Annotated in this window: 21 protein-coding genes; 14 read left to right on the top strand and 7 right to left on the bottom strand. The window is 46.8% G+C overall.

The features are described 5' to 3' along the window. Window positions 1-2 precede the first annotated feature (2 nt). The 3 genes from JNUCC31_RS33250 to JNUCC31_RS10300 are packed head-to-tail and all read left to right on the top strand — an operon-like array spanning window position 3 to window position 1,988. Window positions 3-965 (top strand): hypothetical protein, encoded by a 963-nt coding sequence (locus JNUCC31_RS33250; RefSeq protein WP_228469609.1) that lies wholly within the window; start codon window positions 3-5, stop codon window positions 963-965. Next, the gene (locus tag JNUCC31_RS10305; protein ID WP_416234392.1) at window positions 966-1,700 is read left to right on the top strand and encodes a hypothetical protein; all 735 of its coding nucleotides are present in this window, start codon (window positions 966-968) and stop codon (window positions 1,698-1,700) included. It abuts the gene before it with no gap. An 18-nt stretch (window positions 1,701-1,718) separates the two neighbouring features. Beyond that, window positions 1,719-1,988, top strand: coding sequence for a DUF4176 domain-containing protein (locus JNUCC31_RS10300; protein ID WP_192270941.1), 270 nt, complete (start codon window positions 1,719-1,721; stop codon window positions 1,986-1,988). Window positions 1,989-2,081: 93 nt separating this feature from the next. On the opposite strand, the gene JNUCC31_RS10295 is transcribed toward JNUCC31_RS10300, so the two are convergent. The 3 genes from JNUCC31_RS10295 to JNUCC31_RS10285 all read right to left on the bottom strand — a co-directional run bounded on the left by JNUCC31_RS10295 (window position 2,082) and on the right by JNUCC31_RS10285 (window position 4,271). After that, complete coding sequence (locus tag JNUCC31_RS10295) at window positions 2,082-2,357, bottom strand: WXG100 family type VII secretion target (protein ID WP_192270939.1); 276 nt, start codon at window positions 2,355-2,357, stop codon at window positions 2,082-2,084. Window positions 2,358-2,581: 224 nt separating this feature from the next. Then, window positions 2,582-3,685 carry a stalk domain-containing protein gene (locus tag JNUCC31_RS10290; protein WP_192270937.1) on the bottom strand — a complete coding sequence of 368 codons (1,104 nt, stop codon included), beginning with the start codon at window positions 3,683-3,685 and terminating at the stop codon, window positions 2,582-2,584. A gap of 379 nt (window positions 3,686-4,064) precedes the next feature. Then, window positions 4,065-4,271, bottom strand: a complete 207-nt coding sequence (locus JNUCC31_RS10285) for a hypothetical protein (RefSeq protein WP_024631462.1) — start codon at window positions 4,269-4,271, stop codon at window positions 4,065-4,067. Between the two features lie 128 nt (window positions 4,272-4,399). Here JNUCC31_RS10285 and JNUCC31_RS10280 point away from each other — a divergent pair, with 128 nt between their 5' ends. Next, a complete protein-coding gene (locus JNUCC31_RS10280; RefSeq protein ID WP_228469608.1) occupies window positions 4,400-4,651 on the top strand; it encodes a copper amine oxidase N-terminal domain-containing protein in 252 nt (83 codons plus the stop codon). Here JNUCC31_RS10280 and JNUCC31_RS10275 read toward each other — a convergent pair. Next, window positions 4,587-4,883, bottom strand: coding sequence for a nitroreductase family protein (locus tag JNUCC31_RS10275; protein ID WP_192270935.1), 297 nt, complete (start codon window positions 4,881-4,883; stop codon window positions 4,587-4,589). The genes JNUCC31_RS10280 and JNUCC31_RS10275 overlap by 65 nt on opposite strands. A gap of 125 nt (window positions 4,884-5,008) precedes the next feature. Here JNUCC31_RS10275 and JNUCC31_RS10270 point away from each other — a divergent pair, with 125 nt between their 5' ends. From JNUCC31_RS10270 to JNUCC31_RS10225, 10 genes are all read left to right on the top strand, one after another. Beyond that, window positions 5,009-5,359, top strand: coding sequence for a winged helix-turn-helix transcriptional regulator (locus tag JNUCC31_RS10270; protein WP_192270933.1), 351 nt, complete (start codon window positions 5,009-5,011; stop codon window positions 5,357-5,359). A 125-nt stretch (window positions 5,360-5,484) separates the two neighbouring features. Continuing rightward, window positions 5,485-5,937: a disulfide oxidoreductase gene (locus tag JNUCC31_RS10265; RefSeq protein ID WP_192270931.1), complete on the top strand. Its 453-nt coding sequence runs from the start codon at window positions 5,485-5,487 to the stop codon at window positions 5,935-5,937. A gap of 17 nt (window positions 5,938-5,954) precedes the next feature. Beyond that, complete coding sequence (locus JNUCC31_RS10260; RefSeq protein ID WP_192270929.1) at window positions 5,955-6,398, top strand: FixH family protein; 444 nt, start codon at window positions 5,955-5,957, stop codon at window positions 6,396-6,398. Window positions 6,399-6,494: 96 nt separating this feature from the next. Continuing rightward, window positions 6,495-7,475 (top strand): LacI family DNA-binding transcriptional regulator, encoded by a 981-nt coding sequence (locus JNUCC31_RS10255; RefSeq protein ID WP_192270927.1) that lies wholly within the window; start codon window positions 6,495-6,497, stop codon window positions 7,473-7,475. A 116-nt stretch (window positions 7,476-7,591) separates the two neighbouring features. Further along, window positions 7,592-8,914: an ABC transporter substrate-binding protein gene (locus tag JNUCC31_RS10250; protein ID WP_192270925.1), complete on the top strand. Its 1,323-nt coding sequence runs from the start codon at window positions 7,592-7,594 to the stop codon at window positions 8,912-8,914. Window positions 8,915-9,103: 189 nt separating this feature from the next. Then, the gene (locus tag JNUCC31_RS10245) at window positions 9,104-9,988 is read left to right on the top strand and encodes a carbohydrate ABC transporter permease (RefSeq protein ID WP_192270923.1); all 885 of its coding nucleotides are present in this window, start codon (window positions 9,104-9,106) and stop codon (window positions 9,986-9,988) included. Continuing rightward, window positions 9,988-10,815, top strand: a complete 828-nt coding sequence (locus tag JNUCC31_RS10240) for a carbohydrate ABC transporter permease (protein WP_192272920.1) — start codon at window positions 9,988-9,990, stop codon at window positions 10,813-10,815. The genes JNUCC31_RS10245 and JNUCC31_RS10240 overlap by 1 nt, the downstream gene beginning before the upstream one ends. A 37-nt stretch (window positions 10,816-10,852) precedes the next feature. Continuing rightward, the gene (locus tag JNUCC31_RS10235; RefSeq protein WP_192270921.1) at window positions 10,853-12,379 is read left to right on the top strand and encodes a glycoside hydrolase family 32 protein; all 1,527 of its coding nucleotides are present in this window, start codon (window positions 10,853-10,855) and stop codon (window positions 12,377-12,379) included. Window positions 12,380-12,456: 77 nt separating this feature from the next. Next, window positions 12,457-13,965 carry an alpha/beta hydrolase family protein gene (locus tag JNUCC31_RS10230; RefSeq protein WP_192270919.1) on the top strand — a complete coding sequence of 503 codons (1,509 nt, stop codon included), beginning with the start codon at window positions 12,457-12,459 and terminating at the stop codon, window positions 13,963-13,965. A gap of 25 nt (window positions 13,966-13,990) precedes the next feature. Then, window positions 13,991-14,398 (top strand): MerR family transcriptional regulator, encoded by a 408-nt coding sequence (locus JNUCC31_RS10225; protein WP_192270917.1) that lies wholly within the window; start codon window positions 13,991-13,993, stop codon window positions 14,396-14,398. Window positions 14,399-14,629: 231 nt separating this feature from the next. Here JNUCC31_RS10225 and JNUCC31_RS10220 read toward each other — a convergent pair whose 3' ends face one another. The 3 genes from JNUCC31_RS10220 to JNUCC31_RS10210 are packed head-to-tail and all read right to left on the bottom strand — an operon-like array spanning window position 14,630 to window position 17,194. After that, window positions 14,630-15,598: an ABC transporter ATP-binding protein gene (locus JNUCC31_RS10220; protein WP_192272918.1), complete on the bottom strand. Its 969-nt coding sequence runs from the start codon at window positions 15,596-15,598 to the stop codon at window positions 14,630-14,632. 22 nt (window positions 15,599-15,620) lie between these two features. Continuing rightward, on the bottom strand, window positions 15,621-16,421 hold the full coding sequence (locus tag JNUCC31_RS10215; RefSeq protein WP_192270914.1) for an ABC transporter permease: 801 nt from the start codon (window positions 16,419-16,421) through the stop codon (window positions 15,621-15,623). After that, window positions 16,418-17,194 (bottom strand): ABC transporter permease, encoded by a 777-nt coding sequence (locus tag JNUCC31_RS10210; RefSeq protein WP_192270912.1) that lies wholly within the window; start codon window positions 17,192-17,194, stop codon window positions 16,418-16,420. The genes JNUCC31_RS10215 and JNUCC31_RS10210 overlap by 4 nt, the downstream gene beginning before the upstream one ends. Between the last annotated feature and the right edge of the window lie 171 nt (window positions 17,195-17,365).

The raw sequence follows: 17,365 nt of genomic DNA, 5'->3' as shown, positions 1-17,365 counted from the left end.
AGTTGACCAAAATTATCATGAAATCGGAATACCTGAACTCCCTCGCGCAGCAGATTGAACAGGTTACCGCACAACTGCAGCAGGTAGATGGCACGCTGCAACGTTCCATTCAGGGTGCAGCTTGGCAGTCGGGGAATCGTCAAACCATCATCGGGTTATACCAGACACACCAGCAACGGTTTCAGAACGCTGGACAGAATATGCAGCAACTGAGTGCATTTGTGAAAACTACCCGTGAGCGAATGGAACAGGAGGATCAGTCAGGTGGTACATTTGGGCTGACCGGAATTAATCCAATCGCTCCATTTGACGGACCGGGAAGTACGGTAGGAACGCTGACGGGAGCCGCGGCTGTTGCCCGGTTGGGATATCGCGTGAAAAATGGCTACATGGTCAAGCCAGAGCTGGACCGGAATACGCCACGTATTTTGGTTCGTGAAAGTTATGATTCGGTCAAAGATAACAAGATTGTGAACGGCAGACCCAGAGACTACAAAATTCACTATGTCCGTGATATTGAAGCTAAACTTTCCAATGGAACCGCTACCCCGCAGATCAAGGAAATAGCTTCTATGGTCAAGCCGGGTTATGCGGTCAAATCTGCATTAACAGACAAGTTGGGATGGGCAAGTGTTGGCATTGATGTTTTCACAGATACTCAGGAGAACATTAGTCATAATGCTTCTAGTGACAAAATTGCTGGCGATATCATCGGTAACGTTGTTGTCGGCGGGGCAACAACCGTTGGCGCGACACTCCTGACAGCGGCTATTCTGCCTGCAGCAGCACCTGTGTTGGCAGTAGGCGCAGTTGGTCTGGGCGTATCCGTAGGCCTGACTTATCTTGCGGAAGGAGTAACGATGAATATGGATCTGGATGGCGATGGGAAAGATGATTCTGTGAAGGATGTCGTTAAGCATGGTGCAAAGAAAGCCTGGTCTACAGTAGCGGGGTGGTTTAAATAAATGGCAAGCAAAAAACGTAAAAACTCAACGACCGGTACCACGGTTTCTGCAATATATGAAGGAACCCCCTATCACCGGGAGGCGTTCGAAAATTATCTGGCTGTATATGCGGTAGAGGGCATTCGGTTCAGTGCGGGTACCCTAGTACTTTTCTTTCTTAACCTATTTCTGTTGATTCCCGTGTTCAGTGTTCCGTTCCAACCCGTATACGCTTATGTTCTCCTGCCGCTTCTGGTGGTGATGAATGTGTGGGCCATCGCTCTGATTGTGGCACCACGAAAGTTGCAGCTGAATTATGTCCTGTTTCGAGGTGTATTTGGGATTGTCTGTTCTTTGGGCTTTATGATCATTGTGCAAAAGTTCGCATACGGCATATTGGGCCTAACAACGCCGTGGTACGCCATTGGATCATTTGTCTTATATGGATTTGCCTTATATCAGTATGCGAAGTTTCATTTGCGTAAACTGCAACAGTACCCTCAGCGGAAAAAAGGGGATACGGGCGCACGAATGCCAATCGCTACGCTAACGATGTTAACGGGGGCTGGATATCTTCTGGCCAACATTTCACTGGCGTTTGTTACGCAGCAGACCGTAGCAGTTGTGCTCATCTGTGTGTACATTATGCTGGCTTTTGTCGTATTTCACTTTATTATGGATGTGCACCGATACTACTGGCTTCGCCGAGTGTTGAACAAGTCGGATGAAGCTCATGCCACTACAAACATAAAATGATAAAGGAGGAAGATCACTATGGAAAAAGAAACATCCACTTTACTGCCCAATGGCTCCGTCATCCTTTTGAAAGAAGGCACCAAAAAGCTGGTCATCTATGGACGCAAGCAAATGTTGATGACGGAACCACCACGTCAGTTCGATTATATTGGCTGTTTGTACCCTGAAGGGTATATCAATGCGGATTATACGTATGTATTTAATCATGAAGATATCGAAGAGATCATTTTCAGGGGTTATGCAGATGAGGAAGAAGAGGCGTTTGCTGTAAGTTTGAGTGAATCATAGAAAATGCAAAAAGCCATGGCCTTGAAGGAATGATAACTCATCTTCGGGTACATGGTTTTTTTTAAGCAATGTGATGTGACATGTGCTTTTGCGTTATCGGGACTGATCCGCTTCACGAAAACGGGTCGCCGTTTGCTGAAGACTATTGCTTGTCTCTTGCAAACCACGCAAATAATGGCTAACAGACGTCAGGCTATCATTCATTCGTTGTAGAAACTCACGCTGACGCTCACCTTCCCACTGACCCTCAGACTGGTCAATCATCGTTTTGAGTTGCGTAAGGATATCATGCCCGTTCTGCGAGGCCTTGTTAAATTCACCTGCAAGCTGCTGCAGTTCCTCTGGGGATAGGTCGATCCGCTGGTTCATGAAGTACACTCCTTATCTTTTCTTCTGTTAGATGCAGTATACTTCATTATAACGCTATTCATTATGAAATGAATCCGGACAAAAGAAGTGTTTTCAGAATCATAGAGATCATTGTATAGGACAAAACACACATCAAATCTGTCCCTCATCTCAGGAAGCACAGAATGATGTGTGTTTGTTATGTTGTATGATTTTCAGTGTGATTCCTTGTTTTTACTGCTCAATTATTTCACTTTTTGCACAGATACCGCCATTTGCTCCAGCTGTGTGTGAGTCAATGCGTTTTTTGGTGAGCTGAGGGTCACATAGCGATCATCCAGTTTGAATGTCAGCATGTCGGTTTGATCCGGTGTATACCACTTGGCGGTAACACCGTTAGGCAGTTTAACATTTTTTCCATCATAGCTGAAGGAATAGTCTTTAGGTGACACAGTGACATTCATGTGATTGAAGACAAAGTTTACACCATCCCCACCAGCAGCCACACTTTTGAATGAATCCCCGGCAATCATGTGTTGTGGTGCGTAAGCAGTCTCGAATCCTTGGAATTTGGCAAAGGCTTTGCGGATGGCAGCTGACTGCTCTTGGGTATATTTCACATCAGCGAAGCCTGTAACACCCTGATTATTGCCTTGAACCTTTTGCACAGATACAGCCACTTGCTGCAACTGAGCCTGAGATAGCTTATGGTCAGGTGAGCTTATTGTGACATAACGATCATCCAGTTTGAACGTGAGCATACCCGTTTGATCGGGTGTGTACCATTTGGCTGTGACACCATTGGACAGTTTAACGTCTTTGCCATTGTAACCGTCCGAATAATCTCTTGGAGACACATCCACTTTCATATGGTTAAAAGTAAAGCTTACTCCATCGCCGCCAGCGCCTACACTTTTAAAAGTATCACCTGCAACCATCTGTTGAGGAGCGTATGCTGTCTCGAAACCATCGAACTGTGCAAATGCCTTTTGGATGGCTTCTTTTTGCGCTGCGCTATAGGTTACATTGCTCAATGTGGAAGGATTGCTTGGCGTTTCTCCGATGATAACCTGTCCTTTTTTACCGTCATACGATACAGGTACATGCAGGGCATCAGCAATGGCACGTACAGGCAGATAAGTTGAATTGTTGTAAGTGATTGGAGCCAGTTTCTTGCCGTTTCCATCCGTTGGTGAGTACGCCGCACCGTCTACATTGAAGCTGATCCCATGGTTGAGGTATGCCGAGATTTTCTCCAGTTGTGTTCCTGCGAATACTCCCGTTGCTCCTGTTAAAGTCATGCCCAGTACCATCATCGTTGCTGCAGATTTCTTTAGGTTTTTTTTCATCTGTGTATCTCTCCTTTAAATTGTGTTAATTGTTATTTAAAATGGCTTGCTGTCCTTATGGCTTTATATTACCCGCTGAACATATCCAGAATAATTCCGAATTATCTCCAACTTGTAAACATGTGTAAGGACCTTGCATTTGGAAGTTGTTATTCACAGAGGAGAGCATTCACATTATAAATGTTCGAGAAGCAAGGAGAGAGAATTAGAAGAGATTGCAGCTGACTTTGAGCAGGGATATACACATTTGTGGGTGATACGTGGACTCTTGGCCATCATAAGAGAGAGGGGAATGGTTCGCCAAACCATTCCATATGTACAACGAAACTTTGAATTACTGGAAAAGTTCAGACATGTAATTTGCTGAGCGTAAGGCTATTCAGTTGAATAAATAAAGGACGAAACCTCCTATGCCGAGAACGATGGCACCAACGTATACATAGGTAAGTTTGCTCAGATTTTGCTTGGTCCTGCGATCATATTCAGGATTGCTGGTCTGATTGGCTTTGGAGTTCCCGATAATCATCGTAGCGATTCCACCGAACAGGGCAATGCCAATAATTAAAATATAGGGAAGCAATGTCATGAGTTGACCCTCCTTCATTGAAATCAATCGTTCTGTTCATTGTACTTCAGGTTTACCTTGGATGTAAGCTTTAATTGATAAATATAGGAAAATAAAGTTCTTCACTTACAGTATGTATGCAGTGCTGAATGGAGCGGAGAATTGGTGCAACCGTGAAATGGGATAAAAAAGCACAACAAGTAACCGTCATGGCTGGTAAGGATACACTGAAATTTTGGGTAAACAACAACGTTATGGAAGTGAACGGCATGAAGAAAAACGTTGGAGCAACGGTCTTTGTTAACAAAGATGGACGTACGCAAGTACCGCTGCGTTTTATCGCTGAGCTTCTTGGCTGGGATGTAAAATGGGCTCAAATGCCCGATAATCTCCCAACATGACCACCAAAGCTGAAGCATCTATGACTTGTTGTTGATTAAAAGCTATGGGCAGCAATGCCCTTTGCAAGTCGGGTTCATCAATAATGAGGTACCGGGTCGCTTGAATATTATTCCCATTCGGTGACTTGCTTGCAGATTCAATTAAAGAAGTTAGCACCTCAGGTCGTATCGTATAACTTGAATCAAAGTGCCGAACAGAACGTCTTTTTTCCAAAATGGTTTGTACACTCATATGATCATCTCCATCGTTGTTATTTATTGCTCTTTTGAATTATAGTAGGCTATAACAAATGAGAAAATAACGCACAAAAAGGTGGTATAGCCACTTTAAAGTATCTATTGGGGAGGAATGGCACTTTGGTTAAATTCAATACTGGAATAAATATTTTTATGGATATCGCCGGCGGGAAATGGAAGTGTCTTATCCTTTTTTTTCTGAGTCAACAATCGGTAAGAACCAAAGAATTCTACGAATGGATACCTGGAATCACGCAAAAGGTCTTAACTGATCAATTGAAACAGCTGGAGAACGATGGACTTGTCCGTAGGGAAATATTCAAGGAGGTTCCGCCCAAAGTGGAATATAGTTTGACTGATCTTGGACGATCTTTTGTTCCGGTATTGAACACGATGTGTGACTGGGGGAATACATACGCAAGGTCAAAAGGAATGGAACAGGATGAACACATTCAATGCGATCATAAATGAACCTAAAATATCAAATATTTGGTATAATCATCGTGTAATGCCCTACATAACGGCTTGAATATCCCTTGGTATCATGAATCATGTATGATCATTCGGTATGCATAATGGCAGAGGAGGACAGATGAATGAGTACACCTGTAGAGCCCGAGCGTCCGGCGAGAAATGTGGACACCCGGTTATTTATTGCCTGGGCCGTATCGGTCATTGCGACTGGAGGCAGCCTTTATTTTAGTGAGATTAAGGGATATATTCCTTGTGATCTGTGCTGGTTTCAACGTATTTTTATGTACCCTCTAACGATTTTACTGGGAATTGCCTATTTCAAGGATGATGTGGGCATCACCAAATACGTCCTGCCGCTTAGCTTCATTGGAGGCGGGATCTCGTTGTACCATGTAACAATTCAGCGTATTTATTCGGCTACGGGTAATTCAGTGGCATGTGGACAGATTCCGTGTTATACCGATTATTTGAACTGGTTTGGTTTTATTACCATTCCTTTGCTTGCACTGATCGCGTTTATCATCATTATTGTTATGCTGTGGGGAATTGGCAGAACACCAAAATCTTCTTCATAAGAAAGGACAGATGATTGATGAGCGGACAAGTCCGTTGGTTCATGTCCTTAATCATTCTGGTACTACTGACTGTAGGCTGCTCCAATCAGGAGCAGTCCCAGACAGGTGAGATGCCAGAGATGATTAAAGTCGAGCTCATGGTGCCGGAGAAGGTGTCCCTCCATAAGCCTGTGTCATTGGAAGTGAAGCTTACGCAAGGGGGGAAGCCGTTAATTCATGCGGATCAGGTTCAATTCCAGATCTGGAACAAGCTTGACGAACCCCCGGCTGTTTCCCCGGAACTGGGCATGATGACAGCAGAGAAGCTGGAGGAACAGGGAGCCTTGAAAGCGAGCGAAGCCGATGAGGGGATCTACGAGGTAAAGTACACATTTGAAGATCCAGGTACCTATGTGGTTCAGGCTCATGTAACACATGGAGCGATGCACAGTATGCCTAGAGCGACAGTCGAAGCGAAATAGAGAGCAGCGGGCGTGCCATTGGTTGGAGAAAGCAAGCAGGTTGTATAATATATAATGGGATTAATCATTAAGAATGTTGTAGGAAAAGAGGTTGTTATGGCAACAATTCATGATGTTGCACTCAAAGCAGGGGTTTCCGTAACTACCGTTTCTCGGGTATTGAATAACCGGGGTTACATCAGCCAGAAAACCCGGGATAAAGTGTACCAGACGATGAACGAATTGAATTATCGCCCCAATGAGATTGCCCGTTCCCTACTGCGCAAACAGTCAAACGTCATCGGTTTGATTATTCCGGATGTATCGCATCCTTTTTTTGGCGAGCTGGCGAACTATATCGAGTACTATGCGTACCAGAATGGATTCAAAATCATGCTATGCAACTCGCATATGGAGCCCTCCAAAGAGCGAGAGTATGTGGAAATGCTTAAAGGTAATCGGGTTGATGGAATTATTATGGGCAGCCATACCCTTGAAGTGGATGAGTATATGAATCTGAATTCACCGATTGTGACCATTGATCGGCAGATTGGCGCAGACATTCCGTATATTTCCTCCGATAATTATCAGGGTGGTGTGATGGCAGCCGAGTTGTTGCTTGCCAAGGGAAGAAGGAAACTCGCACATATATGCGGCAATCTTGAACTGCAGATGCTGTCCAATCGGAGAACGACAGGCTTTATGGACAGACTGGAGGCACATGGTGTTAAGCCGGTAACGATGCATGAAACCGATCTGAATGTGTTCAGTCAGCAACAGTACACGAAGTTGGTTGAACGACTTCTTGCGGAGCACCCCGATGTGGATGGTCTGTTCGTCACCAGTGATCTCATCGCGATTCATGCTTTGAAGCAAATTGTAGCCCATGGGCGTAAAGTTCCAGAGGATATTGCGATTGTTGGTTATGATGATATCCGGGCAGCAGGCTACGTGTTGCCAGGCATTACTACGATAAGACAACCCGTTCAGGAATTGGCTGAACTGGCGGTGGACCTCATCCGTCGTCAGATTGTTGAAGAAAAGATTGATATGGAGAATATTTTACCTGTTACACTGGTGGAGAGAGAGACGACCTGAACGAGGGTCGTTCTTTTATTTTTATTTATGTCAAACGATTGACATGTCAAACCTTTGACACTATAATCGATTTTGTAAGCGGTTCCTTTTATATTAATGAACGGGGGCAATGACAGATGAGAACAGAACAGAAATGGATGAAATTATCGCTTTTATCCTTGGCTATGGTTGTTATTCTTACGGCATGTGGAGGTGCAAAGTCAGGGACGGGAACAGAGGCTTCCACCACATCCGGTGATAACGTCAAAATTACACTTCTTAATTCCAAATCAGAAATAAACAGTCAGTTGGAGCAGGCTGCGAAGGATTTTCAAACGGAAAATCCTGATATTTCGCTGGAAATTATACCCGTAGGCAGCGGACAATCGCCATTCGAGAAGGCATCAGCGTTGTATGCATCAGGCAATCCGACCACCATGATGATGCTGGATACGGGAGATGTGGAGAAATTCAAGGATCGTGTCCTGGATCTCACCTCCGAGAAATGGATGAAGGACGCCGTCGAGAATAGCACCACAGCTACAACATTTGATGGGAAAAATTATGCCTTCCCGTTTTCCATTGAAGGATATGGATTCATCTACAACCAACAGGTGCTGGATCAGGCTGTGGGTGGTACGTTTGATCCGAACTCGGTTCAAACGACAGATCAGCTTGAAGATTTGTTCAAAAAGATTACAGCTATCGGCAAATCGCCCTTAATCGTATCGCCAATGGATTGGTCGCTTGGAGCTCACTATCTTGGACTTGCATATGGCGGACAATCACCAGATCGTGCCAAAGTAGATCAATTTATTACCGACCTGAAGGCAGGCAAGGTGGATTTGGCCTCCAATGCTGTTTTTAACGGGCTGATGGATACGTTCGATCTGATGAAGTCCTATAACATCGATAAAGCCTCACCACTGTCTGGAACGTATGAGCGCGGACCAGAAGTGCTTGGCAAAGGCGAGGTTGGCATCTGGTTTCAGGGCAACTGGGCATGGCCACAGATCCACAGCTTTGATACGGCCAATGGGAAGTACGGGTTCTTGCCTGTTCCGGTAAGTAACAATGCGGAAGATTTCGGCAACACACAAATCTCCGCAGCCGTGTCCAAGCGCATATTAATAGACAAGGAGAAAAGTACACCAGCACAGCAGGAAGCTGCGAAAAAATTCCTGGACTGGATGGTCTATCAGGACAAAGGTCAGGATTTCCTGGTGAATCAGGCCAGTGTTATTCCAGCATTCAGCAACATTACCCTTGAACCGGCTGATCCGCTTGGCAAGTCGATTGGTGAATACATCAAGGCCGGCAAAATTGAGGAATCGATGAGCACACTTCCAGCAGATCATTGGTCCAAATTAGGCGCTTCTATGCAAAAATATTTGGCTGATGTCATTGATCGCCACGGACTTGCCCAGGAAATCCAGGCGTACTGGACTAACGTAAAATAAAAGGGAGTAGCAACGTGGAACAGGGGAAGGACTATTCCTCCCTGTTCCAATCGGGGCCCTTATGAATGAAATACAACAGTAGAAATAGTGATATGCCCGATAAGATGAATGGGCTGGAGGCGTACCTCCGCGCCTGCGTCGTCTTCGGGCAAACTAAATAGAAACCTTTGGATAGAGTGGAGGATGACGATGCTGACCGAAAAAGGATTATGGACGCGTTTGCGCACCCGGCTCATCTTCACTGGTCCGACGCTTTTGGCGTTTGCGACGGTCATGATTATTCCGTTCTTGTACGGGATCTATCTGACGTTTACGGACTGGGATGGCATTGCCGTGACACAAAATCTCGTGGGCTGGGACAATTATATTGGCGTTTTCAAGGATACCGTGTTCTGGAAATCATTCGGGATGACACTGGAATACGTATTTATTACCGTGGTTCTGACCAATGCGGTTGCATTTCTGCTTGCCTATGCGGTAACACGCGGTATGAAGGCGCAAGGCTGGTTCCGGGCTGGCTTTTTTCTGCCCAATCTGGTCGGCGGCATTGTGCTTGGCTTCATATGGCAATTTATTTTCAATCAAGTGCTGGTCTTTGCTGGTCAGAAAATGAACCTTCCATTGTTCGGAGCTTCGTGGCTAGCCGACCCGGACAAGGCTTTCTGGGCACTTGTCGTGGTTACTGTCTGGCAATACGCAGGGTATATGATGGTGATCTATATTGCAGGACTGATGAATGTGCCTAAGGATGTGATGGAAGCGGCCAGTATTGATGGAGCAAGCAACCGCAGGATGCTGGCACGGATCGTGTTACCACTCATGGTACCGTCGTTTATCGTATGCATTTTTCTGTCCCTCCAACGGGGCTTTATGGTTTACGATCTCAATGTCTCCCTCACTAGCGGAGGGCCGTTCAAAAGCACAGAAATGGTATCGATGCATGTGTATGAACAGGCCTTCCTTGCACGTGATTACGGGCTTGGTCAAGCGGAGGCGTTTGTTCTGTTTATCCTGGTCGCTACCATTACCTTGCTCCAGGTCTATTTCAGCAAGAAATTGGAGGTGGAAGCATGATGGCGGGACAATCTCGCATGCTGGGCTGGGCGAAGCTGGTCTCTTTAATCGTAGCGATGATGTTGTTCATTTTTCCATTTCTGCTGCTCATCACGAATTCATTTAAGGCCAATCAGGCCATCACTTCCGATCCGCTCGGCCTGCCAGCGTCCTTTCAATGGGATAATTACGTTAGCGCTTTCGATAAAATGGGGTATATGTCTGCCTTCGGCAATTCATTGCTAATTACAGTGGCAGGTGTGTTGCTGATCGCGCTGCTTGCAGCGATGACGGCTCATTATTTTGTACGGCATAAAAGCAAACTTAACCAGTATCTTTTTTTCCTGATGGTTGCAGCGATGATTATTCCTTTTCAGGCCATCATGATTCCGCTCGTGAAAATATACGGCTCACTTGGGATGCTGGACAACAAATGGTCACTCATTTATATGTATATCGGCTTTGGCAGTCCGCTTGCGGTATTTATCTATCATGGTTTTATCAAGAGTATCCCGCTGGAATTGGAAGAAGCAGCACTGATGGACGGCTGCGGTCGAGTGCAGACCTTCTTTCGCATCGTATTGCCAGTGCTGCTGCCAACAAGCGTTACGATTACCGTACTGAATGTTCTATGGATCTGGAATGACTTCTTGCTGCCCTCCCTGGTACTGACTTCATCCGAGCAGCGCACGCTGCCATTATCCACATTTTATTTCTATGGTACGTATACGGTCGATTACGGCCCGCTAATGGCGGGGCTTGTACTGACACTCTTGCCTGTATTGATCGTATATCTGTTCGCACAAAAATATATTATTCAGGGTGTAATGCAAGGCTCCATTAAATAGACGAAGTTCATAGATAGAGAGACAGGAGTGAAATAAGATGGATCATGGGCAGACAGGAGAAAACGTGCAAGATAATGTACATGCAAAACCAGAAGAGAAGCTTACGCGGGAGCGGGCAAACACCTACATTAAGCAACATCGGCATGAGGTCAATCCGGCATACAGGCTGGAATATCACCTAATGCCCGAGGTGGGCTGGATGAATGATCCCAATGGGTTCATCTATTACCATGGAGCGTACCATCTCTTTTACCAGTACTATCCTTATGCCCCGGTCTGGGGACCGATGCATTGGGGACATGCGGTGAGCCATGATCTGGTAAAATGGGACCATATGCCGGTAGCTCTTGCTCCGGATCAGACTTATGACAGCGGGGGCTGTTTCTCGGGGAGTGCAATCAACAAGGATGGAAAGCTCGTGCTGATGTATACCGGGCATGTTGTAACTGGACCAGACAAAGATCATGATTATCAGCAGACACAAAATATAGCTGAATCGAGCAACGGCGTCGATTTTGTCAAGAGCATTCAGAACCCTGTCATTGACTTGGATCAGATTCCAGCGCATACCAGTGCGAAGGATTTCCGTGATCCCAAGGTTTTCGAACGAAACGGGATGTACTACACGGTCCTCGGATCGAATGATTCAGCAGGAAAAGGAGCCGTATTGTTGTACCGTTCAGCGGATCTGCAGCAATGGAGCTACGTAAACGTATTGGCCCAAAGTGATGGAACCCTTGGCGACAACTGGGAATGCCCGGATCTGTTTATACTGGATGATCGGGATGTGCTTATCATGTCTCCACAGCGCATGCCTGCTCAGGGGGATAACTACCGTAATCTGCATTCCACGGTCTACATGATGGGAACGCTGGATGAAGACCAGGGAGTATTGGAATACGAACAGTATTATCCGCTCGATTATGGTTTTGATTTCTATGCCCCTCAGACTATGGAGGATGCACAGGGGCGACGGATTATGGTCGCCTGGATGGAGACATGGGAGACCGATATTCCGACACAATCCTCTCATAAGTGGGCCGGTGCCATGACATTGCCGCGCCAACTGTTCCGGCGAGGAGAACGTTTGATATTCCTGCCTCTTCCCGAGATCAAGCAGTATAGAATGGAAGGCATTCAGCGTAACCATATTCGTATGGTCGGCGGTGAATACGATCTTGGGATGAGTGGGGATCGTTATGAGTTGCATGCTGTATTTAAAGCCGAAGAAGCTAGGCAATTCGGGTTGAAGCTTCGAATCGGTGAAGGGGAAGAAACGGTTATCTCCTATGATGTGGAGCAGCGCCGACTGTGCCTGGATCGGGAGCATGCCGGGCAAGGACCTGGGGGCGAACGGGCTGCGGCAGTGGAACTTCGTGATGGGAAGCTGGAACTTCATATCTTTGTTGACATCAGCTCGATCGAAGTGTTCATCCAGCAGGGAGAGCAGGTCATGACTGCTCGCATATACCCTGGGCCGAATTCAACGGGCATCAAGGCGTTCTCATCAGGAGTCTGTACACTGGTTGAACTTTGCAAATGGGATTTGCGAGTCCAAAATTAAACTAAAAATAACCTTGACCTTGAAGTATACTTCAAGGTTTATTCTGTGTTTATCACAGAGATAGTGGAGGTTGACTCATGAGAATTTTGGAATGGATGTTGGTACTTGTAAGTTTGGCAATTGCGTTATTCATGTGGGTAGCCCCCAGAAACCGGACGTCTACAATCGGTTCGTTGATGGCACTGGTGTTGGCGGTTCTGTTACATGGTCTCATTGATCATTTTCGGGTACAGATGTTAACGACCTATATCGTCGCCTCTTTGCTTTTCATTGTCGGGATTGTTCGATACGTGAAGCTGAGCCGCAGAGGAGGTTATGTTCGGGATACGCATCTGAATATGAACAAGCAGATTCCCCGGTATCGCTCATGGAAGAAAGCGGCTTTGGCATCCATTCCGGTGCTCGCTCTCAGTGCAGGCACAATCGTGCTGACATCGTATTTTCCTGCATTCACAATGCCTGAACCGACAGGTTCATACGCCATAGGAACTTTTTCGCAGCAGCTAACGGATGACTCCCGGGAAGAGACCAAATCGGCTGAAGTAGGAGATAAGCGGGAACTCATGATCAACGTCTGGTATCCTGTAGATCAGGACACAGCCAAAGGAATGCCAGTAGATCATTATCCTGCCGAATTGGGAGAGGCCATTAGCCTGGTATTTGGAATTCCACCGATGGTGTTCAGTTACCTTGACACGATTCCGACGCATGTGGTTCAAGGTGCTGAGGTATCTGCCGCACAGAGTAAATATCCTGTATTGCTGTTTTCTCCGGGGGTACGTTCTGCCCGCTTTCAAAGTATGACTGCGATCGAGGAGCTCGTGAGCCACGGCTACATTGTCGTTGGGATCGACCATCCATACACATCAGCACTGGTTACATTTCCAGATGGACATGCCGTGTCTTATGAAGCAGACCCTGAATTCGCAACGTCAGCGGAGCTGTACGAGTACAATATAAAAGGTGTAGGTGTTCGCGCCGAGGATGCAAGCTTTGTGCTGGATACACTCACACAGTGGAACAGTCATGATCCGAAAGGGCTGCTGGAAGGTAAGCTGGATTTGGATCGTGTAGGTATCTTTGGTCACTCCTACGGCGGTGCGACAACAACGGAAGCGCTGGCGCAGGATGACCGTTTCAAAGCAGGACTCAGTTTGGAAGGCGGATTCTGGGGGACCGTATCCACGACAGCCATGAAACAGCCGTTTATGTATATCATGTCGGGTGGAACAGCCAAAAGTCTGGACCCAAACGCCACTTCCAAGGATAAAGTGTTTTATCCCGAGTTTGAACCGGATCTGGATCGGGTGATGACAAGCAGTCTCAATGATACCTATTACTTGACCGTGGATGGTTTCTTCCATCAGAGTTTCACGGATATTTCATTAATTTCACCTCAATTGTTTGCAAAGGGCATGACGCCGGAGCATAATGTGGACATTACAAGATCGTATACATTGGCATTCTTTGACCGGTACTTGAAGGGAGAAGAGGAGCAGCCTTTACTGGAAGGGCCGTCAGCCCGTTTCCCCGAGGCCACCTATGATACCAAGTATACGAAGCTGCGAGGCAATCAGGCGAAATAATGTGTAGAAGGATGGAGGAGTAGGCATGAAAACCATGACAAGAGGAGAGTTGGCCAAATGTACGGGTGTAAGTATGGCAACCCTTCGTTATTATGAGGACAGCGGGATTTTGCCTGCTCCCCGTCGTTCGTCCAACGGATACCGTTTGTATACTGAGGATTACCTGGTCAAAATCAAATTTATTAAGGATGCCCAATCCCTGGGTTACTCCTTAAAGGAAATACAGGATACATTGCAGCTGCTCAGTCAGGAGGACATGGAGAGTGAAGCACTAAAGACACTCGTACGTGACCGAATCGCTGAGATTCAGTTGCATATCGATAACCTGCAGCAGATGCAGACGCTTCTTGCCGGCTTGCTCCAGACACCAGAGCACGATATTCACAATTACATTCAATCTTTTCGGATCAACAAGGAAGATGGACATATATAATGTAGATGGAAATGTATGATGTATTCCTGCATCAAATAAACACCTTCAATGTTGACCCCCAAACGTGCGTGAGTGGGAGTTGTCCTTGAAGGTGTCTTATAATTTCTAAACCATTTCAAAACATGCCTGCTTCCCGGAGGAAATGGTGCACAATTTCCGTTACGTCCTGTCCTTCCACCATGTAACGGCATTCGAACAGGCCCTCATCCAGATCTGAATAAAATAGGCCAGTCAATATACCCGATGAATAATATCCTCGAAATCCGGTTCTTTCATCTCAACATCTTCAATCTCGCCCCATTGCTCGAGCTGCTTCAGAATGTCCATCGTGCTCCACTCTTTTCGGTTCACTTCGACGGTGACGACTTGGCCTTCGGTACCTGTAATTTGAATGGCAGATGATATGGCATCCGGTATATGAAACGAACCGCGATATGTCACCCGGATAAGTGTTGGCAGACCGATGGTATCCCGCAGGGAAGGGATCGATCCGTCATATGTAAGTTGACCGTGATTGATCACCATCACCCGACTGCATAGCTGCTCAATATCGTCCATGTCATGGGTGGTCAGCAAAATCGTTTTGCCAAACTCTTCATTTAATGTACGAAGAAATTGACGAATGTTCCGCTTTGCATTCACATCCAGTCCAATCGTCGGCTCATCGAGAAAAAGCAGTTCCGGGTCATGCAGCATGGAAGCTGCAAGATCGGCACGCATCCGCTGTCCAAGCGAGAGCTTACGGACAGGCGTAGCCCAGAATGATTCCAGATCCAGCAGCTCGGCGAACTGGTCTAGTCGTTTCTTTTTATCCTCGGCACGAACGCCGTACATCTCGGCTAAAATATCATATGAATCCTTCACGGGCAGATCCCACCAGAGCTGGCTGCGCTGTCCGAACACTACCCCCAGGCGCCCAACTGTACGTCTCCTTTCCTGATGTGGGTTCATGCCACCGAGCAATACCTCACCCGAGGTTGGATGAAGAATACCCGTCAGCATTTTAATTGTGGTGGATTTGCCAGCCCCATTCGGACCGATGTAACCAACAAACTCTCCTTTGCCAATATCAAAGCTGATGTCTTGAACCGCTTTCTTGGATAGATACTCTCGTGAAAACAAGGTGCGAAGCCCGGAGAACCGACCCTCGCGTACCACAGGGGTTTTGAATTCCTTTTGCAAATTCCGTGCTGTAATCATAGTCATGATGATATTCGCCTCCTTAGCTACCTGTACTTTGATATTTGGTTATACCGAATTTCCAGAAACGCAGACTTGCAGCCAGACTCAAGATGGCTACAGCGGCAACCGCAATAAGAACCCATGCACCTAATTCGCCCCGAAGCAGATAGAGTGACGGAACATAGTTGACGAAACCCACCGGGATTACGGTTAGCAGAATGCCAGACATCCATTTGGGATATAACGTCAGTGGATACTGGGCAGCCGTCCGCGCTGCATCCTCAGTGATGGTTTGCAACTCCTCGATGCGTGTGGTCCAGAATCCAAGCGTTGCCGTGGCAAGCCCAATCGAAAAGAGAATAATGGCTCCGGTCAGGATGACCAGCAGAGAGAAGGGAATGGCGGTCCAGCCGATCTGTCCGCTATGCATCATGCCAGCCAGAGACCAACAGAGAATAAAGCCGCCTTGTAACACTTCACCAACCATGATGCGGAAGTTTTGTGGCAGTAACGCCAGCAGTACGGGCATGGGTCGGGTTAACAATTGATCGAGTTCGCCGCCGACCAGATATTTTTCCAGATGATGCACTTCGTTGCCAAACGTTCGATACAGTGTCTTGGATAAGGTCATGATGGCGAATAGATAACCAATCTCATGAAGGGACCAGCCTTTAATCGCTCCGAATTTGTGCAGCACAAGGGCAACCATCAGAAATTCGGAGATTTGAATCAGTGCGGCCAGAACAGAGGCTATGATGAAATTGAACTTGTATTGCATCCGGCTGCGGATGCTTGTTTGAATGAGCATTTTATATAAAGTAAACCAGGAAGTGGTTTTCATCCGCCCTGCACCTCCACTTTACGGCGCAGTACCTGTGTGATTGCCAGACAGATTAAAGTCATGAGAACGCACCAAAGCAAGGTTCCCCATAACAAGGAGCCGTTTTCGTAACCCAGATATATGCGGGTCGGGACATAGAGCAGGAAGGGATAGGGAGATAACCAGGCGATTCGTTCAAGCCAGTCCGGCAGCCATTCCAGCGGGATGAAGAAACCAGCGAGCAGATTCATCATGGCGTGATTGCCCCAATGCAGCCAGGAGGACTCCGTGGTCCACATCGCGGTGGCGCCAATAATGTAATTCATACAGATGGATAAATAGGATGCGCCGGCAAGACCAAGTGCGGCAAATAGCAGGGTTGAAGCCTCCGAGGGCCATTGCAGAGAGAATACGATGGAGAATAGCAGGTAAATCGGAATGCTTTTGTACACGAACTGGTAGGCGATCTGGCCCCATTCACGTGCCATCAGGTGGGTGAACAGATGAACCGGCCTCATGAGATCAAGTGCGATCTGTCCTGTCCTGACCGTGAGTGGAATGCCAAGTCCATTGGTGAGAAAACCCGAGATCCAGAGAGAGGATTGCGTAAACGCAATGTAACTGACCATCCCCTGTGTCCCGTATTCTCCGAGAGAGTGGTCGGCCCCGATGCCGATCCAGAGACAGGCGTACATGTAACCGAACATGGCGCTTGCCAGGTTATGTACCATGTGGGCCCCGCGGTATTGCAGGTTCCGGGAGTAGGCTTTGGAAGCCAGAGTGAAATAAAGCATGTGACACCTCCGATAAGTTGGTTGAACGGCGGTCCCGTTCACTTCAGTCAAGGCGAAAAGAGAGAAGGACAACAGCATACCAATAAATTCCTTCACAGGCAAGACATTTTTTTGGCATATACCGGAAGAAATGAGGCTGTTCAACAATGCGCCACAAGACAGCGGTTTGTC

The organism is Paenibacillus sp. JNUCC-31 (assembly GCF_014844075.1).
Classification (GTDB): domain Bacteria; phylum Bacillota; class Bacilli; order Paenibacillales; family Paenibacillaceae; genus Paenibacillus.
Note: the sequence above shows the minus strand (reverse complement) of the source record. Positions and strands in the feature narration are given on the sequence as shown.

Bases quoted from the DNA above. Each gene is read 5' to 3' on its own strand.
- JNUCC31_RS10305 (WP_416234392.1), top strand. From the start codon at position 966: ATGGCAAGCAAAAAACGTAAAAACTCAACGACCGGTACCACGGTTTCT.
- JNUCC31_RS10300 (WP_192270941.1), top strand. From the start codon at position 1,719: ATGGAAAAAGAAACATCCACTTTACTGCCCAATGGCTCCGTCATCCTT.
- JNUCC31_RS10295 (WP_192270939.1), bottom strand. From the start codon at position 2,357: ATGAACCAGCGGATCGACCTATCCCCAGAGGAACTGCAGCAGCTTGCA.
- JNUCC31_RS10290 (WP_192270937.1), bottom strand. From the start codon at position 3,685: ATGAAAAAAAACCTAAAGAAATCTGCAGCAACGATGATGGTACTGGGC.
- JNUCC31_RS10285 (WP_024631462.1), bottom strand. From the start codon at position 4,271: ATGACATTGCTTCCCTATATTTTAATTATTGGCATTGCCCTGTTCGGT.
- JNUCC31_RS10280 (WP_228469608.1), top strand. From the start codon at position 4,400: ATGGAGCGGAGAATTGGTGCAACCGTGAAATGGGATAAAAAAGCACAA.
- JNUCC31_RS10275 (WP_192270935.1), bottom strand. From the start codon at position 4,883: ATGAGTGTACAAACCATTTTGGAAAAAAGACGTTCTGTTCGGCACTTT.
- JNUCC31_RS10265 (WP_192270931.1), top strand. From the start codon at position 5,485: ATGAGTACACCTGTAGAGCCCGAGCGTCCGGCGAGAAATGTGGACACC.
- JNUCC31_RS10260 (WP_192270929.1), top strand. From the start codon at position 5,955: ATGAGCGGACAAGTCCGTTGGTTCATGTCCTTAATCATTCTGGTACTA.
- JNUCC31_RS10255 (WP_192270927.1), top strand. From the start codon at position 6,495: ATGGCAACAATTCATGATGTTGCACTCAAAGCAGGGGTTTCCGTAACT.
- JNUCC31_RS10250 (WP_192270925.1), top strand. From the start codon at position 7,592: ATGAGAACAGAACAGAAATGGATGAAATTATCGCTTTTATCCTTGGCT.
- JNUCC31_RS10245 (WP_192270923.1), top strand. From the start codon at position 9,104: ATGCTGACCGAAAAAGGATTATGGACGCGTTTGCGCACCCGGCTCATC.
- JNUCC31_RS10240 (WP_192272920.1), top strand. From the start codon at position 9,988: ATGGCGGGACAATCTCGCATGCTGGGCTGGGCGAAGCTGGTCTCTTTA.
- JNUCC31_RS10235 (WP_192270921.1), top strand. From the start codon at position 10,853: ATGGATCATGGGCAGACAGGAGAAAACGTGCAAGATAATGTACATGCA.
- JNUCC31_RS10230 (WP_192270919.1), top strand. From the start codon at position 12,457: ATGAGAATTTTGGAATGGATGTTGGTACTTGTAAGTTTGGCAATTGCG.
- JNUCC31_RS10225 (WP_192270917.1), top strand. From the start codon at position 13,991: ATGAAAACCATGACAAGAGGAGAGTTGGCCAAATGTACGGGTGTAAGT.
- JNUCC31_RS10220 (WP_192272918.1), bottom strand. From the start codon at position 15,598: ATGATTACAGCACGGAATTTGCAAAAGGAATTCAAAACCCCTGTGGTA.
- JNUCC31_RS10215 (WP_192270914.1), bottom strand. From the start codon at position 16,421: ATGAAAACCACTTCCTGGTTTACTTTATATAAAATGCTCATTCAAACA.
- JNUCC31_RS10210 (WP_192270912.1), bottom strand. From the start codon at position 17,194: ATGCTTTATTTCACTCTGGCTTCCAAAGCCTACTCCCGGAACCTGCAA.